The sequence below is a fragment of the Erwinia rhapontici genome, assembly GCF_012271765.1.
Lineage (GTDB): Bacteria > Pseudomonadota > Gammaproteobacteria > Enterobacterales > Enterobacteriaceae > Erwinia > Erwinia rhapontici.
Map to the genome: position 1 here is coordinate 234,056 of NZ_VRKO01000013.1, position 20,888 is coordinate 254,943.

A 20,888-nucleotide genomic window follows, 5' to 3' on the forward strand; every position below is an offset into this window, starting at 1 on the left:
CTGATCGCTCTCAAGTAGAATCGCTACAGAGTGTTGCCAAATGAAATTTATCCAGGAGACGATAATGTCATACAGCGGCGAACGTGAACTAACTGCACCTCATATGGCTCTGGTGCCAATGGTGGTCGAACAAACCTCTCGTGGAGAGCGTTCTTACGACATCTACTCGCGCCTGCTGAAAGAGCGCATTATTTTTCTGACCGGCCAGGTCGAAGACCACATGGCCAACCTGATCGTTGCGCAGATGCTGTTTCTGGAAGCGGAGAATCCAGAAAAGGATATCCACCTGTACATTAACTCTCCTGGTGGCGTCATCACCGCAGGGATGTCAATTTATGACACCATGCAGTTTATCAAACCTGACGTTAGCACCATCTGTATGGGCCAGGCCTGTTCGATGGGCGCTTTCCTGCTGACCGCGGGAGCGAAAGACAAGCGTTACTGCCTGCCGAATTCACGCGTGATGATTCACCAACCGCTGGGCGGTTTCCAGGGGCAGGCGTCAGATATTGACATCCATGCCCGTGAAATCATCAAGACTAAGCAGATGATGAACGAACTGATGGCAAAACATACCGGGCAGACGATCGAAACCATTGAGCGCGATACCAACCGCGACCGTTTCTTGTCGGCCAGCGAATCCGTAGAGTACGGCTTAGTGGATTCTGTGCTGTCCCAGCGTAACTGATTAAACATGTTGTGACATGGTGCCGTTGCCTCCGCGGATAGCTCTGGTGGCGGCCGCGTAACTAACCCCTGGTGGGAAGGTGAGTGTGACAATGAGGGGGAAGTAAATGACTGATAAACGCAAAGACGGTTCAGGTAAACTGCTGTACTGCTCTTTTTGCGGCAAAAGCCAGCATGAAGTGCGYAAGCTGATYGCCGGCCCGTCWGTSTAYRTCTGCGATGAATGTGTYGAYTTRTGYAAYGACATYATTCGCGAAGAGATCAAAGAAGTTGYGCCACAYCGTGAGCGYARCTCACTGCCCACGCCGCACGAAATCCGCCACCACCTCGATGACTACGTTATCGGCCAGGAGCGGGCGAAGAAGGTGCTGGCAGTGGCGGTGTATAACCACTACAAGCGCCTGCGCAACGGCGACACCAGCAACGGTATTGAGCTGGGGAAAAGTAACATTCTGCTGATTGGCCCGACCGGTAGCGGTAAAACCCTGCTGGCCGAAACGCTGGCCCGCCTGCTGGACGTCCCGTTCACCATGGCCGATGCCACCACGCTGACCGAAGCCGGTTACGTGGGCGAGGATGTGGAAAACATCATTCAGAAGCTGCTGCAGAAGTGTGACTACGACGTGCAGAAAGCGCAGCGCGGGATTGTCTACATCGATGAGATCGACAAGATTTCACGCAAGTCAGACAACCCGTCTATCACCCGAGATGTCTCCGGTGAAGGCGTGCAGCAGGCGCTGCTGAAGCTGATCGAAGGCACGGTGGCGGCAGTTCCTCCGCAGGGCGGGCGCAAGCATCCGCAGCAGGAGTTTTTGCAGGTGGATACCTCGAAAATTCTGTTTATCTGCGGCGGTGCGTTTGCCGGCCTGGATAAAGTGGTGTCGCAGCGCGTGGATACCGGCACCGGTATCGGTTTTGGCGCATCGGTGAAGGGCAAGTCTGAGAAAGCGACAGAAGGCGAGCTGCTGGCACAGGTGGAGCCGGAAGATCTGATCAAGTTTGGTCTGATCCCGGAGTTCATCGGCCGYCTGCCGGTGGTGGCGACGCTGACGGAGCTGAGTGAAGATGCGTTAATTCAGATCCTGCGTGAGCCGAAAAATGCGCTGACCAAGCAGTATCAGGCGYTGTTCAATCTGGAAGGCGTGGAGCTGGAGTTCCGTGARGAWGCRYTGACGGCGATTGCCAAAAAGGCAATGTCACGCAAAACRGGTGCYCGYGGGCTGCGTTCTATCGTGGAAGGCGCACTGCTGAACACCATGTACGACCTGCCGTCGATGGATGACGTGGAGAAAGTCGTGGTGGATGCACCGGTCATCGACGGTGACAGCGAACCTAAGCTTATCTACGGCAAGCCAGAAACTCAGCAGGCATCTGGCGAGTAACCTGATGTTATGCAGACAAAAAAGGGCCCGCTGATGCGGGCCTTTTTTTGTTACTGTCGGGCGATTAACCTTTCAGTTCGTCCCACTGGCTGATGACGTGGGTAGTGATACCGTAATCAACGGCTTGCTCAGGACTCATCCAGTAATTACTGTCAGTGTCTTTCTCTACTTTTTCCAGAGGCTGGCCCGTTGCTTTGCTGATCAGCTGGTTAATACGTGCACGTGCACGCAATAGCTCTTTCGCTTCGATCTCAATGTCAGAGACTTTACCGCGCACGCCGCCCAGGGGTTGGTGAATCATAAAGCGAGTATTCGGCAGTGAGTAACGGTCATCTTTGTCAGCTGCAAGGAAAATGGTGATACCGGCGCTGGCCACCCAGCCAGTACCAATGACCAGTACTTTAGGTTTCACAAATTTGATCATGTCGTGGATGGTGTCACCAGCTTCAACATGGCCACCCTGGCTGTTAATGAACAGCTTGATTGGCTCATCGCCCATTTCTTGCAGGATCAGCAACTGTGCGGTCACTTTCTCAGCAAGCGCCTGATTAATCTCACCTGAAATGATAATAGAGCGTGACTGCAGCAGTTTATTGACTGCCAGCGATGAGTTCTTCTCTTCCTGCCCGTTTTCTTCTTTAGTTGGCTCTTGAGGCATGCTTTACACTCCATCGGATAATCATAAGTGACCAGAGTTTAGCATAATCCAATTACCAGCTAAATCAACAGGAATAGTAGGCAGTCTTTGTTATTTAAAACAGTACGTTAAATGACATTTTCACCTGTAAATAAAGTGACTGGCTGTTTTTTGTCCGGAGTGTGTGTGTCCATGATTAAGTCTTGTGAACATGACACGCATCGGACTTTTACTCCCAATTACAGCGGGAAATGGGCTATATTAAGGACTGGTACGCGTAAATTAAGTAAGGCATGAGGTTAACTGATGACAGATAAGCGCAAAGACGGTTCAGGTAAACTGCTGTACTGCTCTTTTTGCGGCAAAAGCCAGCATGAAGTGCGTAAGCTGATTGCCGGCCCGTCAGTCTACATCTGCGATGAATGTGTCGACTTATGTAACGACATTATTCGCGAAGAGATCAAAGAAGTTGTGCCACATCGTGAGCGCAACTCACTGCCCACGCCGCACGAAATCCGCCACCACCTCGATGACTACGTTATCGGCCAGGAGCGGGCGAAGAAGGTGCTGGCAGTGGCGGTGTATAACCACTACAAGCGCCTGCGCAACGGCGACACCAGCAACGGTATTGAGCTGGGGAAAAGTAACATTCTGCTGATTGGCCCGACCGGTAGCGGTAAAACCCTGCTGGCCGAAACGCTGGCCCGCCTGCTGGACGTCCCGTTCACCATGGCCGATGCCACCACGCTGACCGAAGCCGGTTACGTGGGCGAGGATGTGGAAAACATCATTCAGAAGCTGCTGCAGAAGTGTGACTACGACGTGCAGAAAGCGCAGCGCGGGATTGTCTACATCGATGAGATCGACAAGATTTCACGCAAGTCAGACAACCCGTCTATCACTCGAGATGTCTCCGGTGAAGGCGTGCAGCAGGCGCTGCTGAAGCTGATCGAAGGCACAGTGGCGGCAGTTCCTCCGCAGGGCGGGCGCAAGCATCCGCAGCAGGAGTTTTTGCAGGTGGATACCTCGAAAATTCTGTTTATCTGCGGCGGTGCGTTTGCCGGCCTGGATAAAGTGGTGTCGCAGCGCGTGGATACCGGCACCGGTATCGGTTTTGGCGCATCGGTGAAGGGCAAGTCTGAGAAAGCGACAGAAGGCGAGCTGCTGGCACAGGTGGAGCCGGAAGATCTGATCAAGTTTGGTCTGATCCCGGAGTTCATCGGCCGTCTGCCGGTGGTGGCGACGCTGACGGAGCTGAGTGAAGATGCGTTAATTCAGATCCTGCGTGAGCCGAAAAATGCGCTGACCAAGCAGTATCAGGCGTTGTTCAATCTGGAAGGCGTGGAGCTGGAGTTCCGTGAGGAAGCATTGACGGCGATTGCCAAAAAGGCAATGTCACGCAAAACGGGTGCCCGCGGGCTGCGTTCTATCGTGGAAGGCGCACTGCTGAACACCATGTACGACCTGCCGTCGATGGATGACGTCGAGAAAGTGGTGATCGATGAATCGGTCATTGGTGGTGAGAGCGAGCCGATGCTGATTTATGGCAAGCCCGAAGCACAGCAGGCGTCTGGCGAATAAATAACCAAATCATTCCAGTCAGTTATCGAAAAGGGGGAAAATGTTCCCCCTTTTACTTTTCTCGTTACCCCAACATTGAATCTATTCCGTTCATCCCCATATACTCAGATACCTGTGGGTCAAACTGCACTTTTTCTGGATGATGCGGTTCCCCTTACCCTGGCGGAAATTAAACTAAGAGAGAGCTCTATGAATCCTGAGCGTTCTGAACGCATTGAAATCCCTGTGTTACCGTTGCGTGACGTAGTGGTTTATCCGCACATGGTCATTCCGTTGTTTGTTGGTCGTGAAAAATCAATTCGCTGCCTTGAAGCCGCCATGGATCATGACAAAAAGATCATGCTGGTCGCTCAGAAAGAAGCTTCAACGGATGAACCTGGCATCAACGATCTCTTCTCAGTCGGGACTGTTGCCTCTATTTTGCAAATGCTGAAACTCCCTGACGGCACCGTTAAAGTGCTGGTTGAAGGTTTACAGCGTGCACACATCACTACCTTATCCGATAACGGCGACCACTTTACTGCCCAGGCAGAGTACCTGGAGTCGCCTGAAATTGAAGAGCGTGAGCAGGAAGTGCTGGTGCGTACGGCGATCAATCAGTTTGAAGGCTATATCAAGCTGAACAAAAAGATCCCCCCAGAAGTCCTGACCTCACTGAACAACATCGATGATGCTGCCCGTCTGGCCGATACTGTTGCTGCCCATATGCCGCTGAAACTGGCTGATAAACAGTCTGTTCTGGAAATGTCAGATATCAACGAGCGTCTGGAATACCTGATGGCGATGATGGAGTCGGAGATTGACCTGTTACAGGTTGAGAAACGCATCCGTAATCGTGTCAAAAAGCAGATGGAAAAAAGCCAGCGTGAGTACTATCTGAATGAGCAGATGAAGGCCATTCAGAAAGAACTGGGCGAAATGGACGATGCGCCGGATGAAAACGAAGCGCTGAAACGCAAAATCGATGCGGCAAAAATGCCGAAAGAAGCGCGTGATAAAACGGAAGCTGAGCTGCAGAAGCTGAAAATGATGTCGCCGATGTCTGCCGAAGCCACCGTTGTACGTGGTTATATTGACTGGATGGTTCAGGTGCCATGGAATGCACGTAGCAAGGTGAAGAAAGATCTGCTGAAGGCGCAAGAAACGCTGGATATGGACCACTTCGGCCTTGAGCGCGTCAAAGACCGCATCCTGGAATATTTGGCAGTACAGAGCCGCGTCAGCAAAATCAAAGGCCCAATCCTGTGCCTGGTAGGCCCTCCTGGCGTGGGTAAAACCTCGCTGGGGCAGTCCATTGCCAAAGCCACTGGCCGTAAATATGTGCGTATGGCATTGGGTGGGGTACGTGATGAAGCAGAAATCCGTGGTCACCGTCGTACCTATATCGGTTCCATGCCGGGCAAACTGATCCAGAAGATGGCAAAAGTTGGCGTTAAAAACCCACTTTTCCTGCTGGATGAAATTGACAAAATGTCTTCGGATATGCGCGGTGATCCGGCATCTGCTCTGTTGGAAGTACTTGATCCAGAACAGAACATTGCCTTTAACGATCACTATCTGGAAGTAGATTACGATCTCTCCGATGTGATGTTTGTCGCAACGTCTAACTCGATGAACATTCCAGCCCCCTTGCTGGACCGTATGGAAGTGATTCGCCTGTCGGGTTACACCGAAGATGAAAAACTCAATATCGCCAAACAGCACCTGCTGTCGAAGCAGATTGAGCGTAATGCACTGAAGAAAAATGAACTGACCGTGGACGATAGCGCCATTGTTGGCATTATTCGCTATTACACTCGTGAAGCGGGCGTGCGTAGCCTTGAACGCGAATTGTCCAAGCTGTGCCGCAAAGCCGTCAAAACGCTGCTGATGGACAAATCCATTAAACACATCGAAATTAACGGCGATAACCTCAAAGATTATCTCGGCGTGCAGCGCTTCGATTATGGCCGTGCCGATAGCGAAAACCGCGTAGGCCAGGTGACTGGTCTGGCATGGACGGAAGTTGGGGGCGATCTGCTGACCATTGAAACCGCCTGTGTGCCGGGTAAAGGCAAGCTGACCTATACGGGGTCACTGGGCGAAGTGATGCAGGAATCCATCCAGGCGGCGCTGACGGTGGTGCGTGCTCGTGCAGAGAAACTGGGCATCAACGCTGACTTCTATGAGAAGCGTGATATCCACGTTCACGTGCCTGAAGGGGCAACGCCGAAAGATGGTCCAAGTGCCGGTATTGCAATGTGCACCGCGCTGGTTTCGTGTCTGACCGGTAACCCGGTGCGTGCAGACGTGGCGATGACGGGCGAAATTACGCTGCGTGGTCAGGTTCTGCCGATTGGTGGTTTGAAAGAAAAACTGCTTGCCGCACACCGTGGTGGCATCAAGACGGTCTTAATCCCGGACGAGAACAAGCGCGATCTGGAAGAAATTCCGGATAACGTGATTGCCGACCTGGAGATTCATCCGGTGAAACGCATTGAAGAAGTATTAGCCCTGGCCCTGCAAAATGCCCCGTATGGCATGCAGGTTGTTACGGCAAAATAGTGATTTAAGGCAAACTCACTGTAAAACTAAGGCTGGTAAGTGAATTGGTGCTTGCCAGCTTTTTTTTGTGCCGCTAAGTTAGGATGCTGTTAAGCCAGTGACGGCAAAGGTTGCGGGTTGCTGAGGCTCAACAAGCTCGGGCTAAACAGCCATAACAAATCACGCACGTACGTGTCCGGCAGAAAGCCTGTTCACGGTGTAAAAATAAAAGAGGGGATGAGTGAGTGAATAAGTCACAGTTGATCGACAAAATTGCTGCAAACGCCGATATTTCTAAAGCTGCAGCGGGACGTGTATTAGATGCTTTTATCGGTTCAGTTACTGAATCTCTGCAGGCTGGCGATGAAGTGGCGCTGGTCGGCTTCGGTACTTTCTCCGTGCGTGAACGCGCCGAGCGTACCGGCCGTAACCCGCAAACCGGCAAAGAAATTACTATCGCAGCGGGTAAAGTACCTGGCTTCCGTGCCGGTAAAGCGCTGAAAGACTCTGTAAATTAAGTGCATTAAGCCGCCGCAGGAGCAGATTTCTTCGGCGTATTGAGGATCGCCAACGCGTTCTCATGTAACATACGGGGCACATCAGCGACTTGATGTGCCTTTTTTTATGTTTCAATGACAAACGCGTGCTGCGGTTGTCTAAAATGGCTAAGTGCGTCCTCGGGAACGCGGGACGGCAGCGCAAGGTTTTACATTCACACTACAGCGGAGTGTTGTCACACCATGATGGACAATTTACGCGCGGCGTCGAACCATGTCGTGCTCAAAATTATACTGGGCCTGATCATCCTGTCTTTTGTCCTTACCGGCGTAGGCGGGTATCTGACAGGCGGTTCCGGTGATTACGCAGCCAAAGTCAACGGCCAGGAAATCAGTCGTGCACAGCTTGAACGTGCTTTCAGCAGCGAACGTGCGCGTCAGCAGCAGATGCTGGGCGAACAGTTCTCGGCTCTGGCAGGTAACGAAGGTTACATGCAGCAGATCCGTCAACAGGCGCTCTCACAGCTGATTGATGAACTGTTACTGGACCAGTATGCCAAAGATATCGGCCTGGCCATCAGTGACGAGCAAATCAAACAGGCCATCTTTACTCAGCCTGCGTTTCAGACTGAGGGTAAATTTGATAATGCCAAGTACATGGGCATCATTAATAACATGGGCTTCTCTGCCGATCAGTATGCTGAAGCCCTGCGTAAGCAACTGACCACTCAGCAGCTTATCCAGTCCGTTACCGGAACAGATTTTGTGCTGGCTAATGAAACCGATTCTCTGGCGGCACTGGTTTCTCAGCAGCGTCTGGTGCGTGAAGTGACGATTAATGTCAACGCGCTGGTGGCAAAGCAAACCGTGACCCCGGAAGAGATCAACAACTACTACCAGCAGAACAAAAATAGCTTTATGACGCCTGAGCAGTTCCGCGTTAGCTACATCAAACTGGATGCGGCGAGCATGCAGCAACCGGTGAGCGAGAGCGACATCCAGAGCTGGTACGATCAACATCAGCAGGATTACACCCAGCCGCAGCGCAATCGCTACAGCATCATTCAGACCAAAACTGAAGCCGAAGCGCAGTCAGTACTGGATGCACTGAAGAAGGGCGGTGATTTTGCTGCTCTGGCGAAAGAGAAATCATCTGATCCTATTTCTGCCCGCAACGGTGGTGATATGGGCTGGCTTGAACCGGCCACCACGCCGGATGAGCTGACGAATGCAGGCCTGAAAGAGAAAGGTCAGTTATCGGGTGTGATCTCGTCATCGGTTGGCTTTATCGTGGCTCGTCTGGATGACATTCAGCCTGAAAAAATCAAAGCGCTGGCAGAAGTGCATGATGATATTGCCGCAAAAGTGAAGCAGGAAAAAGCGGTCGACGCTTACTACAAACTGCAGCAGAAAGTGAGCGATGCCGCAAGTAACGATAACGAGTCTCTGGCCAGTGCTGAGCAGGTTGCCGGTGTTAAAGCTGTTGAAACAGGTTGGTTTGGTCATGACAGCCTGCCTGCCGAGCTGAACTTTAAAGCCGTACAGGATGCGATCTTCAGCGGTAATCTGGTGGGTGGAAACGGTACGCCGGGAAGTAATTCAGACATCATCACCGTTGATGGTGACCGTGCCTTTGTGCTGCGCATCAGCGAACACAAGCCGGAAGCCGTGAAAGCACTGAATGAAGTGACTGCACAGATTACCGATACCCTGAAGCAGCAGAAAGCACAGCAGGAAGCGAAAGCACAGGCTGACAAACTGCTGGCTGAACTGAAAGCAGGCAAAGGTGATGAAGCTCTGAAAGCGGCAGGCCTGACCTTTGGTGCACAGCAGACGCTGTCACGTACCGGTCAGGATGCGCTGTCTCAGGCAGCCTTTACCCTTCCTCTGCCATCAGAAGGTAAACCTTCATTCGGTGTCAGTGAAGATGCGCAGGGCAACGTCGTCGTGATGGCACTTGATAAAGTGCAGCAGGGCACCATGCCTGAAGCGCAGAAGCAGGCTCTGGTTCAGGGCATTACGCAGAACAATGCACAGCTGGCTTTCGCAGCCATGTTGAGCAACCTGCGTAAGGACGCCAAAATCAAATACGGTGCCGCCGCTCAAGCACAGTAAGCCTCGCAGTTCTACTGCAACTGCTTGCAACACAAAAGGCCGCTTATGCGGCCTTTTCCATTTTTGAAAACAGCCGTTTGCCGGTGTGGCGGTGGGGCGTTAGGGTAGCGTTGCTGTCAAACACATGGAGGAAAACAGCATGATTAATCGTACCTTACAGGCTCTCTCGCTCGCTCTGGCCATCGGACTGACGTTGCCCATCAGTGTCAGTGCCGCTCCCACTGCTGCACCTGCCACTAAAATGGCGCCTGCGAAAGTGCCGGCTGAAAATGCAGCGCAGGTCAGTATCAATAGCGCCAGCGCCCAGGAATTAATGGCGGTGATGAACGGCGTTGGGATAAAAAAGGCGGAGTCTATTGTCAGTTATCGAGAGAAATATGGCCCCTTCACCGATCTCGAGCAATTAAAGGAAGTGCCTGGCATGGGTAACACGTTGGTGGAACGGAATATTGCGAATCTTAAATTGTGATCTGCATCCAGGGTCGGCAAGTCTTACTGCAAGTCGATCCGTCTGACTGCTAATATTGATGAGGTCATACCAGTTGGTGTGGCCTTTTTTTATGACAGAGGACGCAGCACGATGCAGACCACCATTAAAGTACGCGGCTACCATCTGGATGTTTATCAGCATGTGAACAATGCCCGCTACCTTGAGTTCCTTGAAGAAGCCCGCTGGGCCTGGCTGGAAGAGAGCGAGGCGTTTCACTGGATGAATAAGCTCGGCATGGCGTTTGTGGTGGTGAATATCAATATCAATTATCGCCGCCCGGCGGTCATGGGGGATGTACTGGTTATCGACAGTCAACTGATGACACTGGGGGGGAAGAGTGGCGTCATTGATCAGCGGGTTTCCCTGCAATCTGATGGCAGTGCCATCGCCGATGCATTGCTCACCTTTGTCTGCATCGATCTGAACTCGAAGAAAGCCCTGCCGCTGGAGGGCGAACTTCGGTTGCAGCTGGAAACCATTAATCAGTAGGAGCGAGAGATACGTCGCTCCTGGAAGAAATCAAACCAGTCCGGTTTTGGTTTTCATTGCCTGCATAACGGCAGCCGTGTTTTGCTGGTAGTCATGCAGGCCATTGGCACGCAGATGACAGGCGGCACATTCACCACAACCATCACCCTGAATGCCGTTATAACAGGTCAGTGTCTGGTGACGAATCAGAGGGAGTTGCTGCCAGTAATCTGCCAGTGCCCAGGTTTCCGCTTTATTCAGCCACATCAGCGGCGTTTCGAAACGGATATCCCGCGCCATACCGAGGTTAACCGCATGGTTCAGTGCTTTAACAAATTCGTCACGGCAGTCGGGATAGCCGGAGAAGTCTGTCTCACAGACGCCAGTGATCACCGCTTCGGCCTCAATCTGGTAAGCATAGATTGCTGCGAAGGTTAAAAACAGGATATTACGGCCTGGTACAAAGGTGCTTGGCAGGCCACTGGCTGTCGGGTCGTAAGCCGGGACCGGGATGTTATCGCGTGTCAGGCTACTGACAGCCAGCTCGTTGAGCATGGTCACATCCAGCACTTTGTGCGCGCGGGCGCCCAGCGACAGTGACAGTGTCCGGGCAACGTCGATTTCCGCACGGTGACGTTGGCCGTAATCAAAAGTCACGCAGTGTACTTCGTCGTACTGCTGTAAGGCCTGAATCAGACAGGTTGTTGAATCCTGTCCACCGCTGAATACCACCACTGCACGTTTCATACTTAATCTTTCCCGGTTAGTTTCTGCCAGCTATGGTAATACCTTGCCACACAGAAAGGTATCCCCTCTTCAGACGATGTCGACGGGCGGCGGTATCCACGCACGGGAGAAATCAAACCAGCCCCAGGCGTTTAATCGTATGCCTTCAACATCCGGCGGTGCACTGACCTGATAACGATAGTTAAACAGCGGGGTGATCACCGCATCCAACATTAGTTGCTGGTACAACGTTTTTAACCGCTGGTGGCGTTGCTCCAGATCCGGGTAACGCTGCAGGTCATCTAAATGTGTCAGCAGCATTTTCCAACCTGCGGCACCGGATAATATCGGCCACATCGGGTCGAGCCGCAGCCAGCTCTCCAGCGTAAACATCGGCGCTTCGCCAATTAGCCTGTCGCCCATAATCAGGCCAGCCTGTGCAAGTAACGGATAATCTTGCCAGTTTTTTTGTGGATGAAAATGCAGCGTCAACTGACATCCCTGAGTGGCAAGCAGTTGCTGAAGCTTTGCCGCCATAGCGTGCAGCTCCACCGGCAGGTGGTAGTGCAAGCTAAGTTGTGCAGGCAGGATGATATCGGGTTCGGGTTGCCAGTCAGGTATGTGCCAGCCCGGCAGCATTTCACTGCTGGGCGTGATGAGTCCTTCTTCTAATGGCAGCTGTTCAATAATGCCGGACTGATGTACCAGCGACATAATGTGCCGGGCCTGAGCGGGCGAGAGCCCCGCGCGTTCACCTATCGCCAGATAACAGAATCCGAGGCTGATACGCTGGCTAACCGGTTGAAGGGCTTTTAAATCCTGCTGTGCACCAATGGCGATCTGAACAGGATGGCGGCAGCTGGTGCCCAGTCCGGGGTCGAAAAGCTGTGGTGCAATCCAGTATTCAATCGCCTGCATTAGTGGATGTGTAGCGTGATACCAGCCGTGACTTTCCAGACGCAGCAAAGCAGGCGAATTGACCATCAACCGCCACGGCCCGGTGCCAATATCCGGATTATCCGGGTGCGGAAGCAGGCAGGGGACACTTGCCAGACGATGTGCCAGCCAGTTGTCCTGCGTATGCAGATCGATGCGCACGCACAGTGCATGGGCCTGGATAACCGTTTTGACGCTGGACAGCAGACGCTGACCGACCGGGCTGTCCAGGATCATGAGTAGCCGTTGTTGCAGTTGCCCGGTGGTGACCGCTTCGCCATGATGCCAGCGCAACTGCGGGCGCAAAAAAAAGAACCAACTCAGGCCATCATCACTGACTTGCCAGTGATGGGCCAGATCCGGCACGGCGTCATCTCCTGACAGGCGGCTTAATCCGGCAAAGACCTGCTGGGCCAGATGCTGTTCAGCACGGCCGGGCTGCATAAGCGGGCGCAGGGGGTCAAGCGAGCGGTAATAGGGAATACGTAACGTTGGCTGGTTGTTCTGCCATTGTCCGCCCATAAAAGGCTGGAGGAGCTGACTGAGTTGCTCCGGGGCCAGAGGCACAAGTTGCAGAGCGTGTTGTGGATGGCCGTTATCGAGCTGCTGCAACATCAGTTCACTGCGCAGCGTGGCGGGAGATTGCAGAAAGGTCAGAAGGCCACGTTTTCCACGCCCGGATGAGGCATGCCACGTCAGCCAGCCGCATGACTGCCACTGGCGCAGCAGGGTGCGTATATGCCGCTCACTGCAAAAACAGCACTGAGCGATATCAGCGACACTGGTTGACTGAGGTTGCCCGGCGCTGTGTTGCCACAAACGCTGATACTGGTTCAAACGATTGAGTTGTCTCATCTCACCTTAAACCCGGAACAGTTTAAAAAAAGTATTCACTATTAGTTCCGTAAATGCCAGAGGATACTCAGTGCAGATGAAAAACCCATCAACCGGAGAGAAAATGGTGCGTCTTGCTGCATTTGATATGGATGGTACGTTGCTGATGCCTGACCATCAGTTGGGGCAACAAACCCTGCTCAGTCTGCGCGCGCTCCAGGCGCACCCGGTACAGCTCACTTTTGCCACCGGGCGTCACTTTATGGAGATGCAGCCGCTCATGCGGAATTACGATCTGCCGGCTTTTCTTATCAGCGGTAACGGCACACGTATTCATGATCCGTTCGGTGAGCTGCTTTATGCCAGCGATTTGCCACCGGCGGTGGCAAGGCGGGTGATCCATAGCCACTGGGATACGCGTGCCAGCCTTCACGTTTTTAACGACAGCGGCTGGTTTACTCACGACGAGCTCCCGGAGATTTTACAAGCCCATCAGCTGTCTGATTTCCGTTATCAGGTCATTGATCTGCGTACTCTTCCCGAACACCAGGTGACTAAAGTCTGCTTTATCGCTGATTATCAGGAGCTGTGCGCGCTAAAAATTCAGCTGCGCGAGGCTCTGGGAAACAGCGCTCACCTCTGTTTTTCCGCGCAGGATTGTCTCGAAGTACTGCCTCTGGACTGTAACAAAGGGGCGGCGCTGGCACATCTGACTGCGAGGCTCGGCGTGTCGATGGCGGAGTGCATGGCGTTTGGTGATGCAATGAACGATCTGGAGATGCTGGGGCGCGTGGGTCACGGTTTCGTTATGCGCAATGCGATGCATGAACTGAAATCACAACTGCCCCATTTACCGGTTATTGGCGATTGTGCGACACAGGGCGTGTCTCATTACCTCAACCACTGGCTTACCACACCACACCTGGTCTATTCCCCCGAATAATCAGTTCATTGGTCAGTGTGCCGGACAAGGATGTCCGGCTTTTTCGTTTTTAACGGCGCAAGACGGGATTTGCCACCCGTGAAGGCGGGTGGCTTCGCGCACCACGATACAGTGTGAGTAAAATCCCCAGTAAAAATGGCAACAGCAGTAGTAACGATTCGCGGCTGATACTACTGCCATTGATTTCACTTTCCAGCGTGATGGCGATCAGCGGGAACACCAGAAAAACCAGTGATGCCTGAAACGGCCGGGCGACCTGCTGCAAAGCAAAGTAGGCCAGAATACCGCCCACGCCAGCGACGACACCCAAATAAGCGATAGCCAGCAGCGCCTGCGGAGCAAAGGTAGTGACATCGGGAGCTTCCGTCAGCCCTGCCAGCGTCAGTATTAATCCCGCACCGAGGCAGGGCAGCGCGTTGTAGCTCAGCACTGAAATTCCGCCACAGCGCTTTTTACACTGAACGTACATCACTGCGTGAATAAGCACGGCAGCGACCAGGGCCAGAATTCCACGTATCTGGCTTTCGCCGCTGTCGCGGGTTTCATGCCACAGGATCGTGCTTAATGCGCCAAGACTGATGGCCAGCCCGAGCAGCTGTTGACGCGAGGTTCGTTCGCGCAGAAACAGCAGGGAAGCCGCGAGGACGGCGGCGGGCATGGTAGCAAAGATAATCGCCGCCAGGCTGGAAGAGGTATAGCGTTCGCCATAAATCATCAGCGTAAATGGAATGGCGAAATAGAACAGCATAACGCAGAGTTGAAAACTTCGCTGGCCTGCCGGAAACAATAGCGGGGCTTTTTTATAACGCGCCAGCAGCAGGAGCAGCGGGGCGGCGCAGAGAAAGCGCAGACCGGTGGCAAAGGCAGGGGGAACGGTAGCAACGGTCATTTTCATCGCCATCCATGTGGTCCCCCATGTGAGAGCTACGGCGCTGAATAAAGCTATGATCAACAGGTTACGGTAAGTGTTGGTATGCATCATGGTCATCCCTGAATGAGCTAATGGTGAGTCACCAGATTAACCAAACGGCAGGGGAAAAGGTTGCTATAATAGTGCTGCATTTTTGGCTTGTAGGAGAAAATTTTGCTACCAATACCGCTGGATAAAAAAGATCGCTTGCTGTTAAACCTGCTCCAGCAGGATTGCACGCTCTCTCTGCAGGCGCTGGCTGATGCCGTCAGCCTGACCACCACTCCCTGCTGGAAGCGCTTGAAAAGACTGGAGGATGAAGGCTATATTCGCGGCCGGGTTGCTTTACTCGATGGTGAAAAGCTTGGACTGAGTCTTACCGCCTTTGTTCTAATCAAAACTCAGCAGCACAGCAGCCTGTGGTATCAGCAATTTGTTGATGTGGTACAGGCGATGCCGGAAGTCATGGGTTTCTACCGGATGGCCGGAGAGTATGACTATCTGCTGCGCGTGCAGGTTGCAGATATGAAAAGCTACGATGGTTTTTACAAACGGTTGGTGAACGGCGTACCGGGTCTGATCGATGTCACTTCGAGTTTTGCGATGGAAGAGATAAAATACACCACCGCTTTGCCGGTTGCCCTTTAACCAGCCGATAATCAGGACATTTTTTTGCGACTTTTTAGCCAACTAAGCTGGTATTTTTTGCGCGAATGGCGCCGCTATCTCGGTGCGGTTTTGCTGTTAATCGTGATTGCCTTGCTGCAACTCCTGCCACCACATGTGGTGGGAAAGATCGTCGATGGCGTCAGTCGCGATGGGATGAGCAACGGCCAACTGATGATGTGGGTTGGCGTGATGCTGGCTACGGCAATCATCGTCTATTTATTGCGTTATGTCTGGCGCGTGCTGTTGTTCGGTGCCTCCTATCAGTTGGCGGTAGAACTGCGTGAAGATTTTTATCGCCAGCTCAGCCGTCAGCACCCCGGATTCTATTTACGCCATCGTACCGGTGATCTGATTGCCCGTGCCACTAACGATGTTGACCGGGTGGTGTTCGCGGCAGGCGAAGGCGTACTGACGCTGGTGGATTCACTGGTGATGGGCATGGCCGTACTGATTGTGATGAGTACCCAGATTAGCGGTACCTTAACCCTGCTTGCCCTGTTACCGATGCCGATCATGGCGCTGGTGATCAAACGTTACGGCGACCAGTTACATCATCGCTTTAAGCTAGCCCAGGCTGCTTTCTCCTCGCTAAACGACCAGACGCAGGAAAGCCTGAGCAGCATCCGTATGATTAAAGCCTTCGGGCTGGAAGATCATCAGTCAGGCCAGTTTGCGGCGATTGCTAAAGACACCGGAGAGAAGAATCTGCGCGTGGCGCGGGTGGATGCACGCTTCGATCCGACGATCTACATCGCTATTGGCATGTCAAATCTGCTGGCGATTGGCGGCGGCAGCTGGATGGTCTGGCACGGCACAATGACCCTCGGGCAGCTCACCAGCTTTGTCATGTATCTGGGGCTGATGATCTGGCCCATGCTGGCGCTGGCGTGGATGTTTAATATTGTCGAGCGTGGCAGCGCCGCCTGGACACGAATCCAGGCATTGTTAGCAGAAGCGCCTGCCGTGGTTGATGGAGACAAACCGTTGCCAGAGGGGCGCGGCCTGTTGCAGATTTCGGTGCGGGAGTTTTGTTACCCCGGGGCGCAGCAACCTGCGTTGCGTAATCTGAAGGTTCAGGTTAATCCAGGGCAAATGCTGGGGCTTTGTGGCCCAACGGGATCGGGTAAAAGCACTTTACTCAGTTTGATCCAGCGTCACTTCGATATTGATCAGGGCGATATTCGTTACCACGATATCCCTCTGCCGCAGTTGCAGCTCGATGGCTGGCGTAGCCGACTGGCGGTAGTCAGTCAGACGCCATTCCTGTTCTCCGACAGCGTCGCTAACAATATTGCGCTGGGGTGTCCTGGTGCAACGCAAAGTGAGATTGAGCACGCTGCACAGCTTGCCTTTGTTCATGACGACATTTTACGGCTCCCTGAGGGCTATCAAACTGAAGTGGGCGAACGTGGTGTGATGCTGTCGGGTGGGCAGAAACAACGTATCTCCATTGCCCGGGCATTGCTGCTGAATGCCGAGATTCTGGTGCTGGATGATGCCCTCTCTGCGGTAGATGGCCGCACTGAACACCAAATCCTGCATAACCTGCGCAGTTGGGGCGAAGGACGTACGATTATTATCAGCGCTCATCGTCTCTCTGCCCTGACCGAGGCCAGTGAAATTCTGGTCCTGCAACACGGGCAGGTTGCGCAGCGTGGCGATCATGAGCAACTGGCCGCCGCTTCAGGCTGGTATCGCGATATGTACCGTTACCAACAGCTGGAAGCGGCACTGGACGACGATGAAGATGAAACAGAACAGGGAGCTGCGCATGGCTAATGTCACTCAATTGTGGCCAACCATTAAACGGCTGCTCTCCTACGGTGCGCCGTGGCGTAAGTCCCTGAGCCTGGCCGTGCTGATGCTGTGGGTGGCCGCTGCCGCCGAAGTGTTGGGACCTGTTTTAGTCAGCTACTTTATCGACAATATGGTGGCAAAACACCGTATGCCTGTTGGACTGGCCGCTGGCCTTGTAGTCAGTTTTCTGCTGTTGCAACTGTTGGCGGCGGCGCTGCATTATTGTCAGGCACTGTTATTTAATCAGGCCGCCGTTGGCGTGGTACAGCGCCTGCGTACTGATGTGATGGATGCTGCACTTCGCCAGCCTTTGGGCGCATTTGATACCCAGCCGGTCGGGCAGATTATTTCGCGTGTTACCAATGATACCGAGGTGGTACGTGATCTCTACGTGACCGTTGTTGCCACTGTATTGCGCAGTGCAGCGCTGGTGGGGGCGATGCTGGTGGCGATGTTCAGTCTTGACTGGCGCATGGCGCTGGTTGCCATCACCATTTTCCCGGCGGTACTGATCGTTATGCTGATTTACCAGCGTTACAGCACGCCGATTGTGCGCCGGGTGCGCAGCTATCTGGCAGAAATCAATAACGGCTTCAATGAAGTCATCAATGGCATGAGTGTGATCCAGCAGTTTCGCCAGCAGGCTCGTTTCGGTGAACGTATGGGGGAGGCCAGCCGCTCTCATTATATGGCGCGTATGCAGACGCTAAGGCTGGATGGTTTTCTCCTGCGACCGCTGCTCAGCCTGTTTTCTGCCATGATCCTGTGCGGATTGATGATGCTGTTCGGTTTTTCTTCTGTAGGGTCGATTGAGGTCGGCGTGTTATATGCCTTTATCAACTACCTCGGGCGCCTGAATGAGCCGCTAATCGAACTGACGACCCAGCAATCGATGCTGCAACAGGCGGTGGTGGCGGGTGAGCGTATCTTTGAACTGATGGATGCGCCACGTCAGCCATATGGCGATGACAACACGCCACTTGCCAGCGGCAGTATCGATATTCGTGATGTGACCTTTGCTTATCGCACTGGCCGCCCGGTGTTAACGGATATTAACCTGTCTGTGCCATCGCGCCATTTTGTCGCGCTGGTCGGGCACACCGGCAGTGGAAAAAGTACGCTCGCTAACCTGCTAATGGGATATTACCCGCTCAGCCAGGGCGAGATCAAACTGGACGGACGTCCACTCGCCTCCCTCAGCCATGCCGCGTTGCGGGGGAGTGTGGCGATGGTACAACAGGATCCAGTGGTGCTGGCCGATACTTTCTTTGCCAATGTCACGCTGGGACGGGATATTAGCGAGGATGCCGTCTGGCAGGCGCTGGAAACGGTACAGCTGGCGGCACTGGCACGTGAGTTACCTGAAGGGATCCATACGCGCTTAGGGGAGCAGGGCAATAATCTCTCCGTTGGACAGAAACAGCTGTTGGCAATGGCGAGGGTGCTGGTGGCCACACCTCAGATCCTGATCCTGGATGAAGCGACCGCGAATATCGATTCCGGTACGGAACAGGCTATCCAGAAAGCCCTGCAGATCGTGCGTCAGCGTACTACGCTGGTGGTGATTGCTCACCGACTGTCAACCATCACCGAAGCCGATACCATTATGGTATTGCACCGTGGGCAGGCAGTGGAGCGTGGCAGCCATCAGCAACTGCTGGCTGCACAAGGGCGCTACTGGCAGATGTACCAACTACAACTTGCGGGTGAGGAGCTGGCAGTGGCAGAGAGCAGCTAAATCGCTGCCGTTGCGCTGCACCAAATTCAGGCGAATAACCACTCAATAACCCTACAAATGCACCGCTCTAACGCATAGCGCACCTTTCTGGTGCGTTTTTTCTATGCTCCTTTCTGTGCCTTTCTTTTCTCTGTGATCTGCGTCTCAGCTACGACTCAGACCAGCTCTGACTAATCGTCTGAAAAATTCAGATTTTTAAACTCTGGCACAGCCTTTGCTTTAATCATTTCGTGTCGCTGAAACAACCTATTTTTTTACCTGGAGGGGATCGTATGAAGCTGGTTACCGTGGTAATCAAACCGTTCAAACTGGAAGACGTGCGTGAAGCACTGTCGTCAATCGGCATTCAGGGTCTGACCGTCACTGAAGTCAAAGGCTTCGGCCGCCAGAAAGGGCATGCAGAACTGTATCGCGGTGCTGAATACAGCGTGAACTTCCTGCCAAAAGTAAAAATTGATATTGCTATTGCTGACGACCAGCTTGATGAAGTGGTTGATGTGATTAGTAAAGCGGCCTACACAGGCAAAATTGGTGACGGGAAGATCTTCGTTGCAGAACTGCAACGTGTCATCCGTATTCGCACCGGCGAAACTGACGAAGCAGCACTGTAATTCGGGGCTCAGAATTGTGATGGGATGGGACAAAATGAAAAAACTCGCTAAGTTAGGCCTCGCCGGTGTTGCTCTTTTACCGTCGCTGGCAATGGCCGCTGCTCCTGCAGTAGCCGACAAAGCTGATAACGCCTTTATGATGATCTGCACCGCGCTGGTGCTGTTTATGACAATCCCTGGTATTGCATTGTTCTACGGCGGCCTGATTCGCGCCAAGAACGTGCTGTCGATGCTGACTCAGGTTGCCATGACCTTCGCGATGGTCTGTGTGCTGTGGATGGTTTACGGCTACTCACTGGCGTTCAGCGAGGGCAACGCCTTCTTCGGTAGCTTCAACTGGGCAATGCTGAAAAATATCACCCCTACTGCGGTGATGGGGTCTTACTATCAGTACATCCACGTGGCGTTCCAGGCATCCTTCGCCTGTATCACCGTGGGTCTGATTGTCGGTTCCATCGCAGAACGTATTCGTTTCTCTGCATTGTTGATCTTCGTTGTAATCTGGCTGACCTTCGCTTACCTGCCAATTGCACACATGGTATGGGCAGGCGGCTTCCTGGCGGCTGACGGCGCGCTGGACTTTGCGGGCGGTACTGTTGTTCACATTAACGCCGCGGTAGCAGGCCTGGTGGGTGCTTACCTGGTGGGTAAACGTGCTGGTTTCGGTAAAGAAGCTTTCAAACCCCATAACCTGCCGATGGTGTTCACCGGTACGGCTATTCTGTACTTTGGCTGGTTCGGCTTCAATGCAGGTTCTGCCAGCGCTGCTAACGAAATCGCGGGTCTGGCCTTCCTCAACACCGTGATTGCTACAGCAGGTGCGATGCTGAGCTGGACCTTCGGTGAGTGGGCGCTGCGCGGTAAGCCATCTCTGCTGGGCGTCAGCTCTGGCGTGATTGCCGGCCTGGTGGCTATCACCCCAGCCTGCGGCTATGTGGGTGTGGGCGGTGCACTGATTATTGGTTTGGTTGGTGGATTAGCCGGTCTCTGGGGTGTGACCATCCTGAAGAAATGGCTGCGTGTTGATGACCCTTGTGATGTGTTCGGTGTTCACGGTGTGTGCGGTATCGTAGGCTGCATCCTGACCGGCGTATTTGCCTCCTCTTCACTGGGCGGCGTGGGTTATGCCGAAGGCGTCACCATGGGCCATCAGGTCTGGGTACAGCTGTTCAGCGTCGGTCTGACCATCGTCTGGACTGCGGTTGTTGCCTTCATCGGTTTCAAAGTTGCCGATATGATTGTGGGCCTGCGTGTTCCGGAAGATCAGGAGCGTGAAGGTCTGGACGTCAATAGCCATGGCGAGAATGCTTACAACCAGTAAGTGATTGCTGTGCTGAAGGCTGA

At 53.3% G+C, this 20,888-nt stretch carries 18 protein-coding genes; 14 read left to right on the forward strand and 4 right to left on the reverse strand.

The genetic code is table 11. From position 1 onward, the window contains the following. Positions 1-64 precede the first annotated feature (64 nt). Positions 65-688 (forward strand): ATP-dependent Clp endopeptidase proteolytic subunit ClpP, encoded by a 624-nt coding sequence (clpP, locus tag FVB43_RS12130; protein ID WP_167864064.1) that lies wholly within the window; start codon positions 65-67, stop codon positions 686-688. 106 nt (positions 689-794) lie between these two features. Next, on the forward strand, positions 795-2,069 hold the full coding sequence (clpX, locus tag FVB43_RS12135; protein WP_167864065.1) for an ATP-dependent protease ATP-binding subunit ClpX: 1,275 nt from the start codon (positions 795-797) through the stop codon (positions 2,067-2,069). Between the two features lie 64 nt (positions 2,070-2,133). Here the strand turns inward: clpX (FVB43_RS12135) and FVB43_RS12140 are convergent, their stop codons facing one another. Further along, positions 2,134-2,727 (reverse strand): ATP-dependent Clp protease proteolytic subunit, encoded by a 594-nt coding sequence (locus FVB43_RS12140; RefSeq protein WP_133847037.1) that lies wholly within the window; start codon positions 2,725-2,727, stop codon positions 2,134-2,136. 285 nt (positions 2,728-3,012) lie between these two features. Between FVB43_RS12140 and clpX (FVB43_RS12145) the strand changes: the two genes are divergently transcribed. From clpX (FVB43_RS12145) to FVB43_RS12170, 6 genes are all read left to right on the forward strand, one after another. After that, the gene (gene clpX, locus FVB43_RS12145; protein WP_167864066.1) at positions 3,013-4,287 is read left to right on the forward strand and encodes an ATP-dependent protease ATP-binding subunit ClpX; all 1,275 of its coding nucleotides are present in this window, start codon (positions 3,013-3,015) and stop codon (positions 4,285-4,287) included. 189 nt (positions 4,288-4,476) lie between these two features. Then, entirely contained in the window at positions 4,477-6,831 is a 2,355-nt protein-coding gene (gene lon / locus FVB43_RS12150; protein ID WP_133845773.1) for an endopeptidase La, read from the forward strand. Between the two features lie 224 nt (positions 6,832-7,055). After that, positions 7,056-7,328, forward strand: a complete 273-nt coding sequence (hupB, locus tag FVB43_RS12155) for a nucleoid-associated protein HU-beta (RefSeq protein WP_062744954.1) — start codon at positions 7,056-7,058, stop codon at positions 7,326-7,328. 222 nt (positions 7,329-7,550) lie between these two features. Continuing rightward, positions 7,551-9,422, forward strand: coding sequence for a peptidylprolyl isomerase (gene ppiD / locus FVB43_RS12160; protein WP_133845772.1), 1,872 nt, complete (start codon positions 7,551-7,553; stop codon positions 9,420-9,422). A gap of 139 nt (positions 9,423-9,561) precedes the next feature. After that, positions 9,562-9,891 carry a ComEA family DNA-binding protein gene (locus tag FVB43_RS12165; RefSeq protein WP_133845771.1) on the forward strand — a complete coding sequence of 110 codons (330 nt, stop codon included), beginning with the start codon at positions 9,562-9,564 and terminating at the stop codon, positions 9,889-9,891. Positions 9,892-10,002: 111 nt separating this feature from the next. Further along, entirely contained in the window at positions 10,003-10,401 is a 399-nt protein-coding gene (locus tag FVB43_RS12170; protein WP_337707281.1) for an acyl-CoA thioesterase, read from the forward strand. 30 nt (positions 10,402-10,431) lie between these two features. Here the strand turns inward: FVB43_RS12170 and queC are convergent, their stop codons facing one another. Continuing rightward, complete coding sequence (queC, locus tag FVB43_RS12175; protein ID WP_133845769.1) at positions 10,432-11,127, reverse strand: 7-cyano-7-deazaguanine synthase QueC; 696 nt, start codon at positions 11,125-11,127, stop codon at positions 10,432-10,434. A 69-nt stretch (positions 11,128-11,196) separates the two neighbouring features. Next, on the reverse strand, positions 11,197-12,897 hold the full coding sequence (locus FVB43_RS12180; protein WP_167864067.1) for an SgrR family transcriptional regulator: 1,701 nt from the start codon (positions 12,895-12,897) through the stop codon (positions 11,197-11,199). Between the two features lie 103 nt (positions 12,898-13,000). On the opposite strand from FVB43_RS12180, the gene cof reads away from it, so the two are divergent. After that, positions 13,001-13,819, forward strand: coding sequence for an HMP-PP phosphatase (cof, locus tag FVB43_RS12185; protein WP_133845786.1), 819 nt, complete (start codon positions 13,001-13,003; stop codon positions 13,817-13,819). Positions 13,820-13,868: 49 nt separating this feature from the next. Here the strand turns inward: cof and FVB43_RS12190 are convergent, their stop codons facing one another. Beyond that, positions 13,869-14,801, reverse strand: coding sequence for a DMT family transporter (locus FVB43_RS12190; RefSeq protein ID WP_479691061.1), 933 nt, complete (start codon positions 14,799-14,801; stop codon positions 13,869-13,871). A 102-nt stretch (positions 14,802-14,903) separates the two neighbouring features. Here FVB43_RS12190 and FVB43_RS12195 point away from each other — a divergent pair, with 102 nt between their 5' ends. The 5 genes from FVB43_RS12195 to amtB all read left to right on the forward strand — a co-directional run bounded on the left by FVB43_RS12195 (position 14,904) and on the right by amtB (position 20,865). Further along, entirely contained in the window at positions 14,904-15,377 is a 474-nt protein-coding gene (locus tag FVB43_RS12195) for an Lrp/AsnC family transcriptional regulator (RefSeq protein WP_133845766.1), read from the forward strand. A gap of 24 nt (positions 15,378-15,401) precedes the next feature. Continuing rightward, positions 15,402-17,177 (forward strand): SmdA family multidrug ABC transporter permease/ATP-binding protein, encoded by a 1,776-nt coding sequence (locus tag FVB43_RS12200; RefSeq protein ID WP_167864069.1) that lies wholly within the window; start codon positions 15,402-15,404, stop codon positions 17,175-17,177. Then, on the forward strand, positions 17,170-18,933 hold the full coding sequence (locus FVB43_RS12205) for a SmdB family multidrug efflux ABC transporter permease/ATP-binding protein (RefSeq protein ID WP_133845764.1): 1,764 nt from the start codon (positions 17,170-17,172) through the stop codon (positions 18,931-18,933). The genes FVB43_RS12200 and FVB43_RS12205 overlap by 8 nt, the downstream gene beginning before the upstream one ends. A gap of 272 nt (positions 18,934-19,205) precedes the next feature. Further along, positions 19,206-19,544, forward strand: a complete 339-nt coding sequence (gene glnK / locus FVB43_RS12210) for a P-II family nitrogen regulator (protein ID WP_007886947.1) — start codon at positions 19,206-19,208, stop codon at positions 19,542-19,544. 19 nt (positions 19,545-19,563) lie between these two features. After that, positions 19,564-20,865 carry an ammonium transporter AmtB gene (gene amtB / locus FVB43_RS12215; protein WP_171148780.1) on the forward strand — a complete coding sequence of 434 codons (1,302 nt, stop codon included), beginning with the start codon at positions 19,564-19,566 and terminating at the stop codon, positions 20,863-20,865. Positions 20,866-20,888: the final 23 nt, after the last annotated feature.